This is a genomic window from Jonquetella anthropi DSM 22815, from assembly GCF_000237805.1.
Lineage (GTDB): Bacteria > Synergistota > Synergistia > Synergistales > Dethiosulfovibrionaceae > Jonquetella > Jonquetella anthropi.
Genome location: NZ_CM001376.1, coordinates 1,371,312 through 1,389,801 on the forward strand (window position 1 = coordinate 1,371,312; position 18,490 = coordinate 1,389,801).

20 protein-coding genes are annotated in these 18,490 nt (G+C 63.0%); 16 read left to right on the forward strand and 4 right to left on the reverse strand.

Translation table 11 applies throughout. The features are described from left to right. From JONANDRAFT_RS06385 to JONANDRAFT_RS06405, 5 genes are read left to right on the forward strand one after another with little or no spacing between them, the layout of a single operon-like run. Window positions 1-939, forward strand: coding sequence for an RnfABCDGE type electron transport complex subunit D (locus tag JONANDRAFT_RS06385; RefSeq protein WP_008523245.1), 939 nt, complete (start codon window positions 1-3; stop codon window positions 937-939). Continuing rightward, on the forward strand, window positions 939-1,682 hold the full coding sequence (locus JONANDRAFT_RS06390) for an FMN-binding protein (RefSeq protein ID WP_008521744.1): 744 nt from the start codon (window positions 939-941) through the stop codon (window positions 1,680-1,682). The genes JONANDRAFT_RS06385 and JONANDRAFT_RS06390 overlap by 1 nt, the downstream gene beginning before the upstream one ends. Continuing rightward, on the forward strand, window positions 1,679-2,317 hold the full coding sequence (rsxE, locus tag JONANDRAFT_RS06395) for an electron transport complex subunit RsxE (RefSeq protein WP_008523248.1): 639 nt from the start codon (window positions 1,679-1,681) through the stop codon (window positions 2,315-2,317). The genes JONANDRAFT_RS06390 and rsxE overlap by 4 nt, the downstream gene beginning before the upstream one ends. Window positions 2,318-2,330: 13 nt before the next feature. Beyond that, window positions 2,331-2,909 carry an electron transport complex protein RnfA gene (locus tag JONANDRAFT_RS06400; protein WP_008521746.1) on the forward strand — a complete coding sequence of 193 codons (579 nt, stop codon included), beginning with the start codon at window positions 2,331-2,333 and terminating at the stop codon, window positions 2,907-2,909. Window positions 2,910-2,920: 11 nt separating this feature from the next. After that, complete coding sequence (locus JONANDRAFT_RS06405; RefSeq protein WP_008523249.1) at window positions 2,921-3,760, forward strand: RnfABCDGE type electron transport complex subunit B; 840 nt, start codon at window positions 2,921-2,923, stop codon at window positions 3,758-3,760. Between the two features lie 82 nt (window positions 3,761-3,842). Here JONANDRAFT_RS06405 and JONANDRAFT_RS06410 read toward each other — a convergent pair whose 3' ends face one another. Continuing rightward, window positions 3,843-4,754, reverse strand: a complete 912-nt coding sequence (locus JONANDRAFT_RS06410; protein ID WP_008523251.1) for a CobW family GTP-binding protein — start codon at window positions 4,752-4,754, stop codon at window positions 3,843-3,845. 63 nt (window positions 4,755-4,817) lie between these two features. Further along, on the reverse strand, window positions 4,818-5,873 hold the full coding sequence (locus tag JONANDRAFT_RS06415) for an NAD(P)-dependent alcohol dehydrogenase (protein WP_008521749.1): 1,056 nt from the start codon (window positions 5,871-5,873) through the stop codon (window positions 4,818-4,820). A gap of 385 nt (window positions 5,874-6,258) precedes the next feature. On the opposite strand from JONANDRAFT_RS06415, the gene purC reads away from it, so the two are divergent. Genes purC through purE form a run of 10 tightly spaced genes read left to right on the forward strand, consistent with a single transcriptional unit; the run spans window position 6,259 to window position 16,322 of the window. Next, entirely contained in the window at window positions 6,259-6,978 is a 720-nt protein-coding gene (purC, locus tag JONANDRAFT_RS06420; protein WP_021775769.1) for a phosphoribosylaminoimidazolesuccinocarboxamide synthase, read from the forward strand. Next, window positions 6,975-7,232: a phosphoribosylformylglycinamidine synthase subunit PurS gene (gene purS / locus JONANDRAFT_RS06425; protein ID WP_008521751.1), complete on the forward strand. Its 258-nt coding sequence runs from the start codon at window positions 6,975-6,977 to the stop codon at window positions 7,230-7,232. Before purC ends, purS begins: the two co-directional genes overlap by 4 nt. Continuing rightward, window positions 7,229-7,942 (forward strand): phosphoribosylformylglycinamidine synthase subunit PurQ, encoded by a 714-nt coding sequence (gene purQ, locus JONANDRAFT_RS06430; RefSeq protein ID WP_008521752.1) that lies wholly within the window; start codon window positions 7,229-7,231, stop codon window positions 7,940-7,942. Before purS ends, purQ begins: the two co-directional genes overlap by 4 nt. Beyond that, window positions 7,929-10,049 (forward strand): phosphoribosylformylglycinamidine synthase subunit PurL, encoded by a 2,121-nt coding sequence (gene purL, locus JONANDRAFT_RS06435; protein ID WP_008521753.1) that lies wholly within the window; start codon window positions 7,929-7,931, stop codon window positions 10,047-10,049. The genes purQ and purL overlap by 14 nt, the downstream gene beginning before the upstream one ends. A gap of 1 nt (window position 10,050) precedes the next feature. Continuing rightward, window positions 10,051-11,412, forward strand: coding sequence for an amidophosphoribosyltransferase (gene purF, locus JONANDRAFT_RS06440; protein ID WP_008523253.1), 1,362 nt, complete (start codon window positions 10,051-10,053; stop codon window positions 11,410-11,412). Then, window positions 11,409-12,407, forward strand: coding sequence for a phosphoribosylformylglycinamidine cyclo-ligase (gene purM / locus JONANDRAFT_RS06445; protein ID WP_008523254.1), 999 nt, complete (start codon window positions 11,409-11,411; stop codon window positions 12,405-12,407). Before purF ends, purM begins: the two co-directional genes overlap by 4 nt. Beyond that, complete coding sequence (gene purN, locus JONANDRAFT_RS06450) at window positions 12,404-13,021, forward strand: phosphoribosylglycinamide formyltransferase (RefSeq protein WP_008523255.1); 618 nt, start codon at window positions 12,404-12,406, stop codon at window positions 13,019-13,021. Before purM ends, purN begins: the two co-directional genes overlap by 4 nt. After that, complete coding sequence (purH, locus tag JONANDRAFT_RS06455; RefSeq protein ID WP_008523256.1) at window positions 12,987-14,504, forward strand: bifunctional phosphoribosylaminoimidazolecarboxamide formyltransferase/IMP cyclohydrolase; 1,518 nt, start codon at window positions 12,987-12,989, stop codon at window positions 14,502-14,504. The genes purN and purH overlap by 35 nt, the downstream gene beginning before the upstream one ends. Window positions 14,505-14,513: 9 nt before the next feature. Continuing rightward, window positions 14,514-15,800 carry a phosphoribosylamine--glycine ligase gene (gene purD / locus JONANDRAFT_RS06460; RefSeq protein ID WP_008523257.1) on the forward strand — a complete coding sequence of 429 codons (1,287 nt, stop codon included), beginning with the start codon at window positions 14,514-14,516 and terminating at the stop codon, window positions 15,798-15,800. 3 nt (window positions 15,801-15,803) lie between these two features. Then, on the forward strand, window positions 15,804-16,322 hold the full coding sequence (gene purE, locus JONANDRAFT_RS06465; protein ID WP_008521759.1) for a 5-(carboxyamino)imidazole ribonucleotide mutase: 519 nt from the start codon (window positions 15,804-15,806) through the stop codon (window positions 16,320-16,322). A gap of 55 nt (window positions 16,323-16,377) precedes the next feature. Here the strand turns inward: purE and JONANDRAFT_RS06470 are convergent, their stop codons facing one another. Further along, complete coding sequence (locus tag JONANDRAFT_RS06470; protein ID WP_008521760.1) at window positions 16,378-17,403, reverse strand: 3-oxoacyl-ACP synthase III family protein; 1,026 nt, start codon at window positions 17,401-17,403, stop codon at window positions 16,378-16,380. Between the two features lie 291 nt (window positions 17,404-17,694). Here JONANDRAFT_RS06470 and JONANDRAFT_RS06475 point away from each other — a divergent pair, with 291 nt between their 5' ends. Then, the gene (locus tag JONANDRAFT_RS06475; protein WP_008521762.1) at window positions 17,695-17,916 is read left to right on the forward strand and encodes a FeoA family protein; all 222 of its coding nucleotides are present in this window, start codon (window positions 17,695-17,697) and stop codon (window positions 17,914-17,916) included. Window positions 17,917-17,986: 70 nt separating this feature from the next. Here JONANDRAFT_RS06475 and JONANDRAFT_RS06480 read toward each other — a convergent pair whose 3' ends face one another. Beyond that, the gene (locus tag JONANDRAFT_RS06480; RefSeq protein ID WP_008521763.1) at window positions 17,987-18,445 is read right to left on the reverse strand and encodes a protein-export chaperone SecB; all 459 of its coding nucleotides are present in this window, start codon (window positions 18,443-18,445) and stop codon (window positions 17,987-17,989) included. Window positions 18,446-18,490 lie beyond the last annotated feature (45 nt).

The following is an 18,490-nucleotide window of genomic DNA, read 5'->3' on the forward strand; positions in this document are numbered from 1 at the left end:
ATGACTGACCCGAGACTTTATCTCAGTTCGTCCCCTCACGTTGGAGCGCCCGACTCGGTCTCTTCCATTATGGGGAACGTCGTTTTGGCACTCGTGCCGTCGATCGTCGCTTCAGTAATCTTTTTCGGCATGCACGCCTTGGCCGTGACCGTCGTCTGCGTCATCACCTGCGTCGCCACAGAAGCGCTCTGCACTCGCCTTTCCGGCCGAGTTCAGACGGTGGGCGACCTGAGCGCCGTCGTCACCGGAATTCTTCTGGCCTTTAACCTGCCGCCTTCCGTGCCCCTGTGGCTCCCGGTCATCGGCGGCGTCTTCGCCATCGGCGTGGTCAAGTTCCTATTCGGCGGCATCGGACAGAACATCGTCAACCCCGCTCTGGCAGCCCGCGCGGCGCTTCTTGCGTCGTGGCCCGCGCTGATGACCCGCTGGACATTGGACGGCGTGTCAACGGCAACGCCGCTCGCCCTGCTGAAGCACGTTCCGGGCGGCGCTCTGCCGTCGTTCTGGAGCCTGTTTGCAGGTCACGTGGGCGGGTGCTTGGGAGAGACGAGCGCTCTTGCCCTTTTAATCGGTGGCGCGTGGCTGCTGTACAAAAAGATCATCTCTTGGCATATCCCGGTCGTGTACTTGGCGACCGTGCTCGTGTTGACGACTCTTCTGGGACGCCACGGATTTTTCACCGGCAATGGGATCTATGAGCTGTTCGCCGGCGGCCTGATGCTGGGCGCCTTTTTCATGGCGACCGACTACACCACGTCCCCGTTCACCAAGAACGGACAGATGATTTTCGCAGCCGGCTGCGGCGTTTTGACGACCGTTATCCGTCTGTACGGCGGCTACACCGAAGGGGTCAGCTATTCGATCCTCATCATGAACCTGTTCACCCCGATGATCGACCGGTTCATGACGCCTCACGTCTTCGGGGAGGTGAAGCACTGATGAACCTCTTGAAGATAAAAAACGAGACGCTGATGCTTTCCGTTAAACTGGGGATTGTCACCGCTCTGGCCGGGCTGCTGCTCGGAGTTGTCTCGACTGTGACCCGGGGACCGATCGCCCGGGAGGAGGCCGCCAGGACTCAGGCGGCCATGAGGGCCGTGCTACCGAAGGCGGACCAATTCGAGGAACACGCCATCCCGGCCGGCTATCCGTTGGTGGTCGCCCTTTCGATGGGCAAGGCTTCGGGAAAAACGATCGGCTGCAACGTAACCGTATCCAGTCAGGGTTACGGCGGGCCGGTGGTTTTCATGGTTGGAATCGACGCTTCAGGCGTGATTCAGGGGCTCAAGGTTCTCTCCCATACCGAGACGCCGGGACTTGGCGCGAACGCTTCAACTCAATGGTTCCAAGACCGATTCAAGAACGCATCTGGGACCGTCGAGATCGTCAAGCAGGCGGCTGAACCGTCTCAGGGCGGTTCTTCGAAGAGCACCGAGGCACAAGCCGTCAGCAGCGCCACCACTACCGCCGCTGGAACCGCGTCGGCCATCGCCAATGAGATTTCCAACTCGGACGACGAAGACTCGGACGCTCCGGCTCCCGCCCCGGCGAACGGCGCCGGTGGAACGACCAAAGTACAGGCCATCACAGGCGCCACGATTACTTCCCGAGCCGTCGCCCGGGGAGTCAATGAGGCGTTGAAGATGTTCAGAGAACAGCTGAAAGGAGAGATGAGCCAGTGAACGTTTTAATGGAGCGGCTGAAAAGCGGAATCCTCCTCCAAAACCCGATTTTCGTCCAGATTATCGGCATGTGCCCGTCACTGGCCGTCACGAGCAGCGTGGCCAACGGCCTCGGGCTCGGCGTCGCCTCGACGCTCGTCCTGTTAGGGTCAAACGTGGCTATTTCCAGCATTAAGAACTTCGTCCCGGACAAAATCCGTATCCCCTGCTTCATCATCGTCATCGCCACTTTCGTCACGGTCATTCAGATGCTGATGAAGGGGTACTTCCCCGCGCTGAACGCCTCTTTGGGCGTGTTCGTGCCGTTGATCGTCGTGAACTGTATCATCTTGGCCCGCGCCGAAGCCTACGCGTCGAAGAACTCGGTTCTCCACTCCCTCTGGGATGGACTTGGCTTTGGGCTGGGCTTTACCGTCGCACTGCTGATCATCAGCGCAATCCGCGAGATGTTCGGTAATGGCACTCTGCTGGGGTGGTCCGTGTTCCCTCAGGGCTTCCAGCCGGCGCTGCTGCTCGTTCTGGCGCCCGGCGCGTTCTTGGTGATCGGCCTCATCATGGCCGTCATCAGCTGGAACAACCTCCGGCTGCGCCGAGTCAACCGGCGGATCACGAATCCGTCCGGCTGCGCGCATTAAGGGGGCGTGACGAATGTCTGCCTTGTTTTTGATTTTCATCGACGCGCTGCTGGTTCATAACATCGTCCTGAGCCAGTTCCTTGGCATCTGCAGCTTCTTGGGCGTTTCCACGTCGATCGCGACGGCCTTCGGCATGGGAGCCGCCGTCGTGTTCGTCATGATGCTGGCGTCGGCTGCCTCGTGGCTGCTCTACACGCTCGTTCTCGTCCCGACTGGTCTGGAATACTTGAACACGCTGGGGTTCATTCTGGTCATCGCCGCGTTGGTTCAGTTCGTTGAGATGGTCATCAAGAAGATGTGGCAGGGGCTGTACTTTGCTCTGGGTATCTACCTTCCGCTGATCACGACCAACTGCGCCGTTCTTGGCATTGCGCTGACGAACGTCGCCCGGCACTACTCGTTCGCCCAGACGATGGTCAACGCGTTTGGCGCGGCCTGCGGCTACCTGCTGGCCATCTGCCTGATGGCCGGAATCCGCGAACGGCTGGCGAACAACCCGGATATGCCTGAGTTCATGCGCGGCCTGCCGATTAACCTCGTGACGGCGTCACTCATGTCCATAGCCTTTCTGGGCTTCAGCGGCATGATCTAGGGGGTGCGGCTATGTCTATACTTGGACCTATTCTGATTCTTGGCATTATCGGCGCCGTTCTTGGCCTGCTTCTCGGCTTCTCCGCCAAGAAATTTGCCGTCACGGAAGACTCCCGCGTGTCGTTGGTTCGCGAGGTTCTGCCCGGCGCGAACTGCGGCGGCTGCGGTTTCTCAGGCTGCGACGCTTACGCTCGGGCCGTCGTCAGCGGCGCGCCGCTCAACAAGTGCGGCCCCGGCGGCGCGGCATGCGCGGCGAAAATCGCCGCCATTCTCGGCCGCGCGGCTGACGCCTCCGAGCCGATGGTCGCTTGGGTGGCCTGCCGGGGCACCAGCTCGGCGGCAGTCGACTGGTCGGGGTACATGGGCATTATGGACTGCCGATCGGCCAGCGTTATCCCCGGCGGCGGCTCCAAAGCCTGCCAGTCGGGCTGTCTGGGGTTTGGAACCTGCGTCAAAGCGTGTAAGTTTAACGCGCTCCATCTGGCCGACGGCATCGCAAAAGTCGACGATGATGCCTGCGTCGGCTGTCGGGCCTGCGTGGAAGCCTGCCCGAGGGGACTCATTACCATGATCCCCAAGAACTCGCTGGTGCGCATCGCCTGCAACAACCCCAACAAGGGACCAGCGGTCAAGGCCGTCTGCTCTGTGGGCTGCATCGGCTGCTCCATCTGCGCCAAGCTGTCGCCTGACGGCGCCATCGCGATGGACGGCAACCTGCCCCGGGTCATTAACGCCCACTGCGAGGGCTGCGCCGCTTCGGTCGGCAAATGCCCCACCGGCGCGATTATCGGCTTCGGACCCAACGTCCCAGCCCCTAAGCCAGAAAAGAAAAAAGAGGCGACGCCGGCTTAACACAAAGCTGACCGAGCCTGCAACACACAAACGACAGGAGGCACGAAACGCGCGCGCGCGTTTCGTGCCTCCTGTTTTTTAATCAGCTGTCGTGAACCGCAACGGCCGCCGGGGCAAAGATTTTTTCAAGGTTTTGCCGGTTCAGGTTCGTCCCGATGACAACCGCCCGAGGCTCCGGGGCCGCTTCGCAAGTCTCGATGGAGAACGTCCCGCCGGCCACCTCAAACCGGGTCGGCTGTCCCTGAACGGTTAAAACGCCCTTCGCCCGAACGACTCGGCCGCATTGACCCGACAGCAGGCTTTCCACCCACCCCATGACCTTCTCGATCGCGTCGGCCTCAAGGCCGAGAAACGCGACTGATTCCAGCGCCGGGACGCCGGCCGGAGGAAGAGGGATCTCCACCTGCCCCAGCGGGCGATGAAGGAGCCCGCCCCACCACGATGACGGCTGGGCGCGGTAATCGTCAATCACCTCAGCGGACGGGTTCAGCTGAGCCAGCCATTTTTTCAGGCTCTCCATATCTCGGCCTTCCGCTCGATCGGTCTTCGTGATGAGAATTGACGCAGCAGTCTGCACCTGATCGGTCACGTACTGGCCGTACTCGTCCATGAGGCCCCGCCACGCCGGCGCGTCCACCAGCGCCACAGGGGCCAGCAGTTGGATCTGACTGTAGGCTATTTTTTTCAGGTTGGCTGTGATCGACGAGAGCAGCCCGACGCCGCTGGGCTCCACGATCAGGAACTCGGGCGCAAGCGTATTGGCGATCGTCAGCACCGACGCGGCGAAGTTCCCTTTCATCGAACAGCAAATACAGCCTTCTGCCAGCTCCCAAACGTCCAACTTTTGCTCCCGCAGGGCTTCTCCATCCAAGCCGACTTGTCCGTACTCGTTCTCAAGAATGACAAGTTCCGCGAATGAAGTTCGCTTCACCAGCTCTTTGATAAACGTCGTTTTCCCCGCCCCAAGAAAACCGGATACCACGAGAACCTTCACCCGCGTCACGCTCCTTTTGCAAATTGGGCCGAGGCTTCTGCCTCGGCCCAGAGTGTTTTAACTTTACAGGACGACAACCGGCTTGATGAGGTCGTCAGGCTTGGCCTTCATCAGCATCAACGCGTCTTCGACGTGCTTGAATCCCTCGAACCGATGCGTGAGGAGCTTGCTCACGTCAAGACGGCCGGACGAGACGAGCAGCCCGAGCTTTTCCATGCGCAGCCGTCCGCCGGGCATCAGGCCGCCGGCGATGACCTTGTGTCCCATGCCGACGCCCCACTCGACGCGCGGCACCTTGACGAACTCGCCCGAGCCCAGATAGTTGACGTTGCCGATCTTTCCACCCGGCTTCAGGCATTTCACGGCCGGGGCGAAGCTGTCCACTGTGCCGCCGGCGATGATGACTTTGTCGACGCCCTTGCCCTTGGTCAGGTCAAGAACCTGTTGGTCGATCGGGCCGTCCTTGTAGCTCACGAAATCGCTTGCGCCGTAGAACTTGGCGGCTTCAACGCAGGCTTTTCTCGTGCCGACGGCGATGATCCGGCCAGCGCCGCGGAGCGCCGTCCCGGCAACCGACATGAGCCCGACCGGGCCGATGCCGATGACGAGAACCGTGTCGCCGTACTGAACGTCCGCCAGCTCAGCGCCGTGGAACCCTGTAGGAACCATGTCGGACAACATCGTGGCGTCCGCCGGGCTGACGCCCTCGGGAAGCAACGCCAAGTTGCCGTCAGCGTCGTTCACATGAAAGAACTCGCCGAACACGCCGTCTTTGAAGTTGGAGAACTTCCAGCCGGCTAGCATGCCGCCCGAGTGCATGGAAAAGCCCGCCTGAGCTTCGAGGGAGTTCCAGTCCGGCGTGATTGCCGGGACGAGGACCTTGTCGCCAGGCTTGAAGTCCTTGACCAACGAGCCGACCTCAACCACCTCGCCGCAACACTCGTGTCCCAGAATCATGTTGTGCCGGTCGCCAATAGCGCCTTCCCAAACGGTGTGCACGTCAGACGTGCAGGGAGCAAGGGCGAGCGGGCGGCAGATCGCGTCCATCGGACCGGGAACCGGCCGTTCTTTCTCAATCCAGCCAACCTGTCCGATCTTGAGCATTGCAAATCCTTTCATGTTATCCCTCCCAAAATGCCGAAGTATGGTGCTGATCCTTACCCCTTGAACCAGCGACTTTATTTTATCATCCCCCCCCTCCCTGACAAGACTTCGTTACTTTTCCAAAAAAATTTTCAGCATACGTATTTAATCGAGTTCGTTTTCTAAAAGAGAACCCGCCTCAGCTTTCCCATGCCGTCCAAACGCGTTTCCGGGAAAAGTTTCTCCCCACGGCATAGCGATTCCTAGGCCAAGAAAAATTTGCTGAAAACAACAAAAAGCGCCAATACATTTAAAGATGACAAAAATACCAAATCTGATTTTAATATCCTAAAATATCATTGACATTTAAATAGATAGGACGATAATGTTAATCATAAAATCCCCTTTGGAGGTGCTCGACATGGCGGAAGAGTTGCTGTATGAGGGCAAGGCAAAGAAGATTTTTTCGACCGATGATCCGAACGTTCTGCTGGTTCAGTACAAGGATTCGCTGACGGCGTTCAACGCGAAGAAACGCGACGAGAAGGCGGGCAAGGGACACCTGAACAACGTCATCAGCAGCTGGATCTTCACGTGGCTGGCCAAAAAGGGCGTGGAGAGTCACTTCATCAAGCAGGTTGACGAGACTCACCAGCTGATCCGCAAGGTGGAGATCATCCCGTTGGAGACGATCGTGCGAAACGTGACGACCGGTTCGCTGTGCCGCCGGCTGGGCGTCGAAGAGGGAAAGAAGCTTTCCCGCCCCATCATCGAGTTCTCATACAAGAGCGACGCGTTGGACGACCCACTGATCAACGACGATCACGCGATCGTTCTGGGCTGGGCGACCGAAGAAGAAGTGGCGACGATCAAGTCGATCGCCCTGAAGGTGAACAAACTTTTAACCGAGCTGTTCGCGTCCGTCGGCGTGCTGCTCGTCGACTTCAAATTGGAGTTTGGCCGGGACGAGAAAGGCCGCGTGCTTCTGGCCGACGAGATTTCCCCTGACACCTGCCGGTTCTGGGACTCGAAGACCCACGACCATTTGGACAAGGACCGGTTCCGCAAGGACTTGGGCGACGTGCTGGGCGCGTACGAGGAGATCTGGCGGCGTCTGAGCGCCCGGGGGATGGACGCATGACGTTCGACGTCAAGCTGCTTGTTTTCCTCAAGGACGGCATTCTGGACACTCAGGGCAAGGCCGTTGCCGGCTCGCTGAAGCGGCTGGGCTTTGACGCGGTGAAAGACGTCCGGGTCGGCAAGTATATCAGGCTGTCCCTGCAGGCCGACGATCAGGCGGCTGCCGAGAAGGCGGTAGCCCAGATGTGTTCAGACCTTCTGGTCAACGACATCATTGAGGACTGGTCGGCCGAGTACGAGGAGGGGCGGCGGTGAGAAGCGCCGTTGCGATTTTTCCCGGAAGCAACTGCGATACGGACGTCATTAAGGCGCTTCACCAGGTAACCGGCGGCCCTGTGGTCACCGCGTGGCACGGCCAAAGCGAACTGCCCGAGACGGACCTCGTCGTCCTGCCGGGCGGCTTTTCCTACGGGGACTATCTACGGTGCGGCGCTGTGGCCGCCCACTCTCCGCTGATGAACTCGATCAAGGACTTTGCGGCCCGCGGCGGCCTCGTGCTTGGCATATGCAACGGGTTTCAGATGCTGACCGAGACGCGCCTGTTGCCCGGCGCCCTGTTGCAAAACGAGTGCATTCACTTCGTCTGCAAGCCCGTGACGCTGCGGGTGGAGCGGACTGACACGCCCTACACTGGACACTTTTCCGCCGGTCAGGTCATCACGATCCCAATCGCCCACAACGAGGGGCGGTTCACGATCGCTCCAGACGAGCTGAAACGCCTGAACGAACGGCGCGGCGTGGTCCTTCGGTACTGCACGGCCGCCGGGGAGACGACCGAAGAGAGCAACCCGAACGGCGCGACGGAAAACATCGCCGGGATCGTCAACGAAGCCGGCAACGTCTTCGGGCTGATGCCTCATCCGGAACGTTTCACCGATAGTCTCTTGGGCGGCGACGACGGCCGGAGATTCTGGACGTCGATCGAAAGCTGGCTTGAACGGAGGGGCTCGAATGAACTACGCTGACGTGGGACTTCGGCAGAGCGAATACGACGATCTGTGCCGAAGGCTTGGCCGAGAACCCAACGATCTGGAGCTGCGGATTATGGGCGTCATGTGGTCGGAACACTGCAGCTACAAGTCGACCCGCCCGCTGCTCAAGACCCTGCCGGTCACCGGGCCCAAGGTCGTCATGGGGCCGGGAGAAAACGCCGGCGTGATCGACGGCGGCGACGGCTGGGGAATCGCTTTCAAAGTAGAAAGCCACAACCACCCGTCGGCCGTGGCGCCGTTGCAGGGCGCGGCGACCGGCGTGGGCGGCATTATTCGGGACGTTTTAGCCATGGGGGCTCGGCCAGTGGCGTCGCTCGACGGCCTGTTCTTCGGCTCGCCCGAGTCGTCGGTCCACGATGGGGTTGTCAAGGGCGTCGGAAGCTACGGCAACTGTATCGGCGTTCCGACGATCGGCGGCATGACGGCGTATGACCCGTGCTACGAGGGCAACCCGCTGGTAAACGCCATGAACATCGGCGTCGTGAAGCTGTCCAGCTTGGTGAGCTCCCAGAAAGCCCGTCCGGGCCAGTCGGTGGTCCTGCTGGGCTCCCGCACGGGCCGAGACGGAATCGCCGGCGCGGCGTTCGCTTCAGCAGAGCTCAAGGACGACAGCGCGTCGAGCCGCCCGTCCATTCAGATCGGCGACCCGTTCGAGGAAAAACTCTTGGTCGAGGCGTGTCTTGAGATGAGAGACGCCGGTCTTTTCGTGTCCGTTCAGGACATGGGCGCGGCGGGCATTCTGTCGTCGTCGTCCGAAGTGGCCGCAAAGAGCGGCGTGGGCATGACGGTGGACTTCAGCGCCGTGCCGCTCCGCAGCCCCGACATGGAGCCGTGGGAGATCGCCCTGTCGGAGACTCAGGAGCGCATGCTGCTCGTCGTTGAAGACGACAAGCTGGACGACGTGTTCGCCATCGCGTCAAGGTGGGGCCTTGGCGCGGCGGTCATCGGCCGCACCGAGGAAGGCGACTCGTACCGGATCCTGTGGAATGGCCATGTCGTCGCCGACGTTCCGGCCTCGACGATCGGCAGCGACTGCCCGGTCATCGACTGGCCGGCAGAGCGGCCGGACTTGGAAAGCCGCTGGCAGAGCCGCGAGTTTTCAATCCCATCGGGCGCCGAAGCCCTTTTAGCCCTCCTAGCCGATCCGGCCGTCCGTTCCCGGGACGCGATTTACGTCCAGTACGACTCGATGGTCCAGACCAACACGGTCGTCGGCCCCGGCTCGCCCGTCTCGGTCTTCCGGATTGAAGGGACCGACCGGCTCGCGGCCGTCTCGATGGAAGCCGACCCGTGGGCGTGCTGGCTCGACCCTCAGCGGGGAACCGAACGGCTGACCGCCAAGAGCTGCCGCGACTTGGCCGTTGCCGGCGCGGAGCCTGCCGGTCTGACCAACTGTCTGAACTTCCCCTCGCCGGAGAAGCCGGAGAACTTCTGGACCCTGTCCGAGTGCGTCCGCGGTCTGGGGAACGCCTGCCGCGAGCTGAACTGCCCGGTCGTATCGGGCAACGTGAGCCTGTACAACGAGACGAGCCGGGGCGGGATTCTGCCAACGCCGCTGGTCGGGACCGTCGGCCTGATTCCCGACGCCTGCGGCCTGCTCCGCAGCGGCCGGTGGCAGGAAGGCGACGTTATTTTCCTCGCCGGCTGGTTGAACGGAACCCTTGCCGGCTCGCTGGCCCAGCGAATTTGGGGCGAAGGCCCCGCCGGCCGGCCCGAAGCGGTCGACTTCGGCCGGGAGCGGACGTTCGATCGATCTGCCAGAGCGGCCGCCCGCAGCGGTCTGGCTCACAGCGGCAGGGCTCTGTCCCGCGGCGGATTGGCCGTCGCCTTGGCCAAGGAGTCCGCGGCCAGCGCCGTCGGCGCGTGGTTGAACGCCGGCAGTCTGAGCGAGCCTCAGCTGTACGGCGAAGGTGCCTGCGCCGCCGTTTACGCCGTGTCGGCCGAGAACGCCGAGGCGTTTGCCGCCCTGTGGGGCGACGTTCCGCTGGCTCTCCTTGGGACGGCGGGCGGAAAAACGCTCTCCCTGTCGGGCGCTTTCCACGTCCCGACCGAGACGCTGCGCCGAAGCTGGGAAGCGTAGGATGTGCGGGATCATCGGAGCTTTTTCCTCCAGGGGGGCTCACCTCCTGGAGGAAATTTACTTAGGCCTGTACGCCCTACAGCACCGAGGGCAGGAAGCCGCCGGCGTCGCGTGGTCTGACGAGGCCGGGCAAGTCCTGTGCCGCCGGGGAAACGGGTTGGTACATCTGGCCCTTTCCCAGACCGAGCTGGCTCAGGTGACCTGCCAAGCGGCGATCGGCCACGTCCGCTACGCCACTACCGGCGGAACCGGCCTTGCCAACGCCCAGCCTCTTGCGGCCAGCTCGTCCGTTCACGGGTCGTTCGCCGTCGCTCACAACGGCAACCTGACCAACACCGACGAGCTCAAGCGGCAGATGGAACACGGCGGGGCGATTTTCCAGTCCCGCACCGACACGGAAGTCGTGCTCCACCTGATCAGCCATCAACCCGACGTGCCGTTCGCTGACGCGGTCCAGCGCAGCTGCACCAAACTTCGCGGCGCGTTTTCTCTGGTAATCGTCCACGAAAACCGACTCATCGCCGTCCGCGACCCTTGGGGGTTCCGTCCCTTGGCCCTAGGCGAGCGCGACGGGGTGTTCTACGTGGCGTCGGAGAGCTGCGCCTTTGACCTGCTGGGAGCCCATTTCATCCGCGATCTTGACCCAGGCGAAATTCTTCTGATCGACTCGACGGGCCTCCACTCGTCCAAGTTGCCGCTCACGCCGGCCCGACACTATCACTGCGCGTTTGAATACGTCTACTTCGCCCGGCCTGACAGCGTCATCGACGGCGTGTCGGTGTACGAGAGCCGGATCCGCATGGGCCGGGAGCTCGCCAAGACGAACGGCTGTCCGACCGACGCGGTGGTCACAGGTCTGCCGGACAGCGGCACAATCGCCGCACTGGGCTACGCCGCCGAGAGCGGACATGCCTATCAGGCCGCGATCGTCCGCAACAGGTACTCGGGCCGGACGTTCATCGAGCCGACGCCGCGGGTGCGGGAGCTGGGCGTGCAGAAAAAACTGAACCCGATCCGCAGCCTGATAGAGGGCCGCCAGCTGGTGGCAATCGACGACTCGGTCGTCCGCGGAACCACGTCGCGGAAGGTCTGCGACCTGCTCCGCCGCTGCGGCGCCCGGGGCATTCACCTGCGGATTTCAAGCCCGCCGGTCTGCTACCCGTGCTTTTACGGCATCGACACGCCGAGCCGGGACGACCTTGTGGCGGCTCAAAAGTCCGTGCCGGCGATGGCGAGCCAGTTCGGCTGCGACAGCCTGCAGTACCTGACGAAAGAAGCTCTGATCCGTTCCATCGGCAAGCCGGCCTGCGAGCTCTGCACGGCCTGCTTTGACGGACACTACATGGAGGAAGACGAACGATGACTTTGACGTATGAGAAAAGCGGCGTCAGCATCGCCGGCGGCGATCAGTGGGTCGAGACCATCAAGAAAATCATGAAGGGCGTTCCCGCCGATCCTGCGGTCGTCGGCGGCATCGGCGGCTTCAGCGGCCTGTACCGGCTCAGCGGGACAACGCTTCTGGCCGGCTGCTGCGACGGCGTGGGAACAAAGGTTGAACTGGCCCGCGCGACGGGCATTTTCGCGCCGATCGGCCAAGACTTGGTGGCCATGAACGTGAACGACCTCGTCACAGGCGGCGCCCGGCCGCTGTTTTTCCTCGACTACATCGCCTGCGGCGCCCTGAACGAGCCGGTTTTCGCCCCCGTCGTCGAGTCGGTCGCCCGGGCCTGCGCGTCCTGCGGCTGCGCCCTCTTGGGCGGGGAAACCGCCGAAATGCCCGGCGTGTACGGTCCCCAGACGTTTGACTTGGCCGGCTTTGCCGTCGGCGTCGTGGACGAGCGAGACGTGATCGACGGCTCGTCGGTTCAGGAGGGTGACCTGCTGGTCGGACTTCACAGTTCCGGCGTCCACAGCAACGGGTACACGTTGGTTCGGGAAGCTCTGGCCCAGTCTATCGCCAAAGGCGACCTGTCCCGTCCCGGGCCGGTTCCCGGCGAGACGCTTGGCCAGTCGCTGATGAAGCCCACCCGGCTTTACGTCAATCAGGCCCTGAGCGCGGCCCGAACCGGGGCCGTCAAGGCGATGGCCCATATCACCGGCGGCGGCATGGCCGGCAACGTCAACCGGGTTCTTCCTGCCGGGCTCGTTTGCGACGTGGACTTTTCGAGCTGGAAGCGGCCGGCGGTGTTCGACCTGATCGCTTCCTGCGGCGTGGCCGAGGACGAGATGCGCCGGGTGTTCAACTTGGGCATCGGGTTTGTGATGATCACGTCGCCGGACTCGCTCGGCCGGCTGACTGACGCGCTCAAAGCCGCCGGAGAAAACCCACAGGTCATCGGACGGGTCGTTCGGGCATGATCCGCCTGGCCGTTTTGCTGTCCGGCCGAGGAACCAACATGGCCGCTCTGGCCGAACGATGTTCAAAAGATCCCCGTTTTTCCGTGGCCTTCGTCGCCTCGAGCAGAGCCGACGCGCCCGGACTGGCCAAAGCCCGACAGTTTGGCCTGCAAACGGCCGTCCTTCCCTACAGGGAAGGGAAAGAGGCGGCTGAGGGCGAACTGACCCGGCTGATTTGTGACTCAGATGTCAGCCTCATCGTTCTGGCCGGGTTCATGCGGATCCTCTCGCCCCAGTTCGTCGCCGCTCATCGGGGACGAATCGTCAACATTCACCCGGCGCTTCTGCCAGCTTTTCCGGGCGCCCACGCGATCGACGACTTCTGGGCGACGGGAGAGAAATACTCCGGCGTGACGGTTCACCTCGTCGACGAGCTGACCGACCACGGGCCGATTCTCGTTCAAGAGGCCGTCGCCAGGGAAGACGGCGATACCCGCGAGTCGTATGAGGAAAAAATTCACGCGGCCGAACACCGTATCTACTGGCCCGCCGTTCGAGACTACGCGCTGTCGCTCCCCGGCGCGGGGAAAGGAGACCTGAATGAAGAAACGAGCGCTGCTTTCTGTCAGCGATAAAACCGGGCTGGAGAAACTGGCCCGGGGACTCATCGAAAGGGATTTCGAGCTAATCTCGAGCTCCGGCACGGCCAAGTTCCTGCGCTCAGCCGGACTGCCAGTGACCGAGGTCGCCGACGTCACGGGCTTCCCGTCCATTTTGGGCGGCCGGGTCAAAACGCTGCACCCGGCCGTTTTCGGCGGCATTCTGGCCCGCCGGGACGAGCCGTCGGACTTGGGCGAACTGGTCAGCCGAAACATCAGCCCGATTGACCTAGTGGTCTGCAACCTGTACCCGTTCGAGCGCGCCGCGTCTGACGGCGCGGGCACCGCCGAGCTGGTCGAACAAATTGACATCGGCGGCGTCTCGCTCCTGCGCGCCGCGGCGAAGAACTTTCGGTTTGTGACGGTTCTCTGCCGCCCTGACCAGTACGACGCCGCGCTGGCCGACTGGGACCTGCGGGGAGATTTCTCCGACGGGTTCCGCCGCCACGCGGCCGTCCAAGCGCTGAACCAAACGGCCCGGTACGACGCCGTCATCGTGAGGACCTTGAGCCGGTCCCTCGGCGAACCCTGCCCCAACGACGCGCCGCTGGCTCTGAGTTCGGTCAATCCGCTCAAGTACGGCGAAAACCCCTACCAGTCCGCCGAGCTTCTGCTGCCCGCCGCTTCCCGCTTCCCGCTGGAGATTAAATCAGGCGGGGGCCTGTCATACAACAACGTCCTCGACTTGGACGCGGCCATGCGGGCCTTTGCCCTGCTCCGCGACCGGCCCGCCGCAGCGGTCATCAAGCACACGACGCCCTGCGGGATTGCCCAGGCCGACACGCTCGAAGAGGCGTGGCAGCTGGCCCACGCCTGCGACCCGGTGTCGTCGTTCGGCGGCGTCGCCGCGGTCACGCGGAACATCGACGCGCCGTTCGCCCGAATCCTGGCCGACCGATTCCTTGAAGTCCTGCTCTGCCCGAGCATCGACGACGACGCCTTAGCCATTCTGTCGGCCCGGCGTCCTAAGCTGCGAATCGCCGTTTGGGACGGCGTCCAGCCGCAGGCGAAAGGCCTGCGCTCCACTTGGACCGGATTTCTCGCCCAAGACGACGGGCTGCCGCCGCTTCCGTCCCCTGACGCGGGCCGGTGGGTCGGCACACCTCGGCCGGAGCTCTGGGACGACTTGATTCTGGCTTGGAAGGCTGCCGCGCTCTCCAAGAGCAACGCCGTCGCCATGGTCAAGAACGGCGCGACGGTCGGCATCGGCATGGGCTTCTGCAGCCGACTGTTCGCCGTCGAGTTCGCCGCCCGTCAGGCCGGGGAGAAAGCTAGGGGCACCGTCATGGCCAGCGACGCGTTTTTTCCGTTCCCTGACGGAGTGGAAGAGGCCGCTCGGGCTGGCGTTCAGGCCATCATTCAGCCCGGCGGCTCGGTGAAGGACGAAGAGGTTTTCGCCGTCTCCGAAAAGCTCGGCGTCAGCCAGTTCATCACCGGCGTCCGCACGTTCCGGCACTGAGGCGAAGCGATGAAGCCGATTAACTGTCTTGTGATCGGAAGCGGCGGACGGGAACACGCCATCTGTCTGGCCCTGTCCCGCTCAAGCCGCTGCGGCCGGCTGATCGCCGCCCCGGGCAACCCGGGGATGGAAGGTCTCGCCGAAGTTTGTCCCGTCCCGTGGCAGGACGCCGCCGCGGTGGTTGACCTGTGCAAAAAACGCGCCGTCGACTTGGTCGTCGTCGGGCCGGAAGCCCCTTTGGCCGCCGGCCTCGCGGACGAACTGCGCCAGGCCGGGCTGTCGGTCTTCGGCCCGGGCGCGGCGGGTGCTCGGCTCGAGAGCGACAAAGCGTTCGCCAAGGACTTCATGCGCGCCGCCGGCGTGCCGACGGCCCGGTCGGTCCTCTGCCGTTCCACCGCCGAGGCCGAGGCCGCCCTATCCCAGTTCGTCCCGCCCTACGTGGTCAAGGCCACAGGGCTTGCGGCAGGCAAGGGCGTCTTCGTCGAGCCCGAACTCTCCGGCGCCCTGTCGGCCTGCCGCCAGCTGCTTCAAGACCGGACGCTGGGCGCGGCAGGAGAACAGGTTCTCATCGAAGAGGGGTTGACCGGCCGGGAACTGTCGGTCATGATCGTCACGGACGGGAAGTCGTGGCGACTGCTCCCGTTCAGCCAAGACCACAAACGGCTCCAAGACGGCGACAAGGGCCCGAACACCGGCGGAATGGGCGCGTATGCGCCCGTCTCTTGGGTGGGCGACGACTTGAAAAAGCGAATCATCGCCCAAGTGGTCGAGCCGTCGGTCGCCGGCCTTGTCGCGCAGAACATACCGTTCCGCGGCGTGCTGTACGCCGGACTGATGATCGGCCCGGACGGAAAGATCAACGTCTTGGAGTACAACGTCCGGCTCGGCGACCCAGAAGCCCAAGTCCTTCTGCCACTCTGCGGCGACACTTGGCTTGACCTGTGCCTTGCGGCCGCTCAGGGGGAGCTCGGCCCGTCCGGCAGCGTCCCCGTATCCGGATCAGCGGTCTGCGTCGTCTTAGCCTCGAAAACCTACCCGTTCGGCCCGAGCGACCCGGCGGTCATCACGGGCGTCGACGAGGCCGAAAAACTGCCCGGCGTCCGCGTCTTCCACTCCGGCACGTCGCGGCGTGACGGAAAACTCTTGGCCGTCGGCGGGCGGGTGCTGTGCGTCTCAGCGGCGGCGGCGACGTTTGACGAAGCGCGGGAACTGGCCTACCGAGCGAGCGAACTGATCTCGTTTGACGGGTGCCAAAAACGAAACGATATTGGGCATGACGCCCTGAAAGGAGCTTGATGAATGACCCCTCAGGTTGGAATCGTCCTCGGCTCGGCCAGCGATGAGCCATTAGCCCAGAAGGCCGCGTCGGTCCTGAAGGACTTCGGCGTTGAATTTGAGGTGACCGTCGCGTCGGCCCACCGCACGCCGGTCGACGCCCAGCGCTACGCGCAGAACGCCGCGCGCCGCGGGCTGAAGGCGCTTATCGCGGTTGCCGGATTGTCGGCCGCCCTGCCGGGCGTATTGGCGTCCCACACGCTCCTTCCGGTCCTAGGCGTTCCCGCTTCCGGAGGCGCTCTGACCGGCCTTGACGCCCTCTACGCCATCGCCCAGATGCCCAGCGGCGTGCCGGTCGGCTGCCTCGGAATTGACGGGGCGTCAAACGCCGCCCTGCTGGCCGTCCGAATCGTCGCCTTGAGCGACCGGGACGTCGCCGCCCGGCTGGTCGAGTACCGGGACAAAAACGCCCAAAAGACCCGGGACTCCCGGGCCAAGCTGTCAGGGCTGCCCCTCGCGCCAGACGACGCGTTTCAAGAGTAGGCCTCATCAACAAAGAGCCGGACGGCTTCACGCCGTCCGGCTCTCTTTTTCCCCGTTACTTTGCCTCTTCGTCCCAGTGGACCAGCGCGCTGCTCCACGAGAACCCGACGCCAAACCCCGACAGCAGGACCTTCATTCCCGGCTTAAGACGCCCAGCGCGCACGGCCCGGGCCAGAGCCAGAGGGATCGTAGAACTCACCGTGTTGCCCGTGTCCTCTAGGTCGATGACGAACTTCTCCGGCGGGATGCTCATGCTGTCCCGAAGCGTCTCAAGCATCAGCCGGGTCGCCTGATGGAACACGATCAAGTCCACAGACTCAAAGCTCTCGCCGCTGGCGGCAAGCAGGGCGCTCAGCGACGCCGGGACTTCGGTCACGCCAAAGTCGAGCACCCGTCGGCCGTCCATGAACAGGTTCTCAGCGCAGCTCACGTTGCCGAACCGGTTGGCCGTCTCGACGCCGGTCGACTCCGAGCGGGGACAGGCCGTGCCGCCCGCCGGAATGATCAGCGCGTCCGCGCCGCTCCCGTCGGTGCCGAAGCTCAAAAACGGGAGATGATCGGCCGCACTCTCCTCCACCAGCGTGACCGTCGCTGCGTCGCCGAAAATCGGCCGAGTCGCCTTGTCGCGCGGGTTGATGTGGCGGGTTACCAAGTCGCAGGTCACCAGCAGGACGCGCCGGGCCAGCCCGGAAGTGATGAACCCTTTGCACAGCGCCAAGCCGTAGCAGTACCCTGAGCAGCCCAAATTGTAGTCGAACGCCCCGCAGGTTTTTCTCAGGCCCAGCAGGCGGTGCACCACGCAAGCCGTGGCGGGCAGCAGATAGTCGGGCGTCTCGGTGCAGAGCACCAGCATGTCGATCGACTCCCGGGAAACGCCAGGGTGTTCGGCGAAAAACGCCTCGCCCGCCCGGGCCGACAGCTGGGACGTCGTCTCGCCCGTCGCCAGCCAGCGAACCGACACTCCCGTCTTCGAGCTGATTTTTTTAGCCGTCCACGTCCCAAACTCGGCCACGAGATCTTCATTCGTCACCCGGCGGGTTCCGGTCACCCAAGAAATTCCTCTGATCGACGCACCGTTCATCAAAAATCCTCCGTCCGTTTCCGCCCCCGCAGGCTCCCCGTCAGGCGGGAAATGTCCTTGTCCTCAGGACCTGAGCGGTAAATATGACTAGCTATTATCAACAAGTCATATTTTACTTGGTCCCCGCTTCAAACGCAAGCGCCTGCCGTGCCCGCCGTTCTGCGGTTTCTCTTGCAATTTCGGTCCGATTGGTATATAAAACATGACGGCCCCTCGGCGTGTTTGTGATCATGAACTCTGAATCCGGCGCTGCGCCGGCGAGGGCGAAACTGCGCGCGGGAGGTGAACGGCATGGGACGCAAAATGAGCGACTGTGCCTCTGGAGAGAAAGTGTTGATCCGAGCCGTTGAGATCACCGACAAGGCCACCCTCAAACGGCTGGCCGACTTGGGAATTTTCCCCGGATCGGCCGTTGAGATCTGCAAGAACGTAGACGGCCAGATCATCATCGGGGTGGCTGAAGCCCGGGTTTCAATCGAACGGCTGATCAGTTCCCAGATTATCGTCGCCTGAAACGAGCCAATGAACGCAACAAAAAGAGGACGGAACCCCTGAGGGCTCCGTCCTCTTTATCGTTCAAAAGCTACTCTTTCGGCTCCTCCGCTTCGGCTGACTCCCCGTCGGCTTCAGGCTCGGCCGTCGGCTCGCTGTGGAAGGCGTCGGCGTCCAGCGGCGGGAGAATGACCGGCGTGGGCAGGTTCGCCAGCGAGACGAGCTGCGAGACCATCGCCCGCATGTAGGGCATGAGAATCTCCAAGCCGTGATCCTTCAGGATCGCTTCCCGATCCTGTCCTTCAGCGTTGACGAAGAACACGCCGGTCACGTCGGCCACGACGGTGAACGGGTAGTTGTTCTTCTCCGCGTCGCCGAAAACCGTCAGTGCCATGTTGAGGAACACGGGCTCCTCCGGCTTGGCGCTCATGCGGACGCGCTGGTTCACCCGCAAAGCAAGCGGCACCTGTTTGTCGCTCGGCTTAAACTGGTGGTTGATCGAAAAAATCAGGTTCTCTGCCCGAAAATCAGCAAGGCGAATCTCTTTCATAGCTATCTCTCCTTTAGGGATATCTCGCGGTGATCGCCTCGCCGT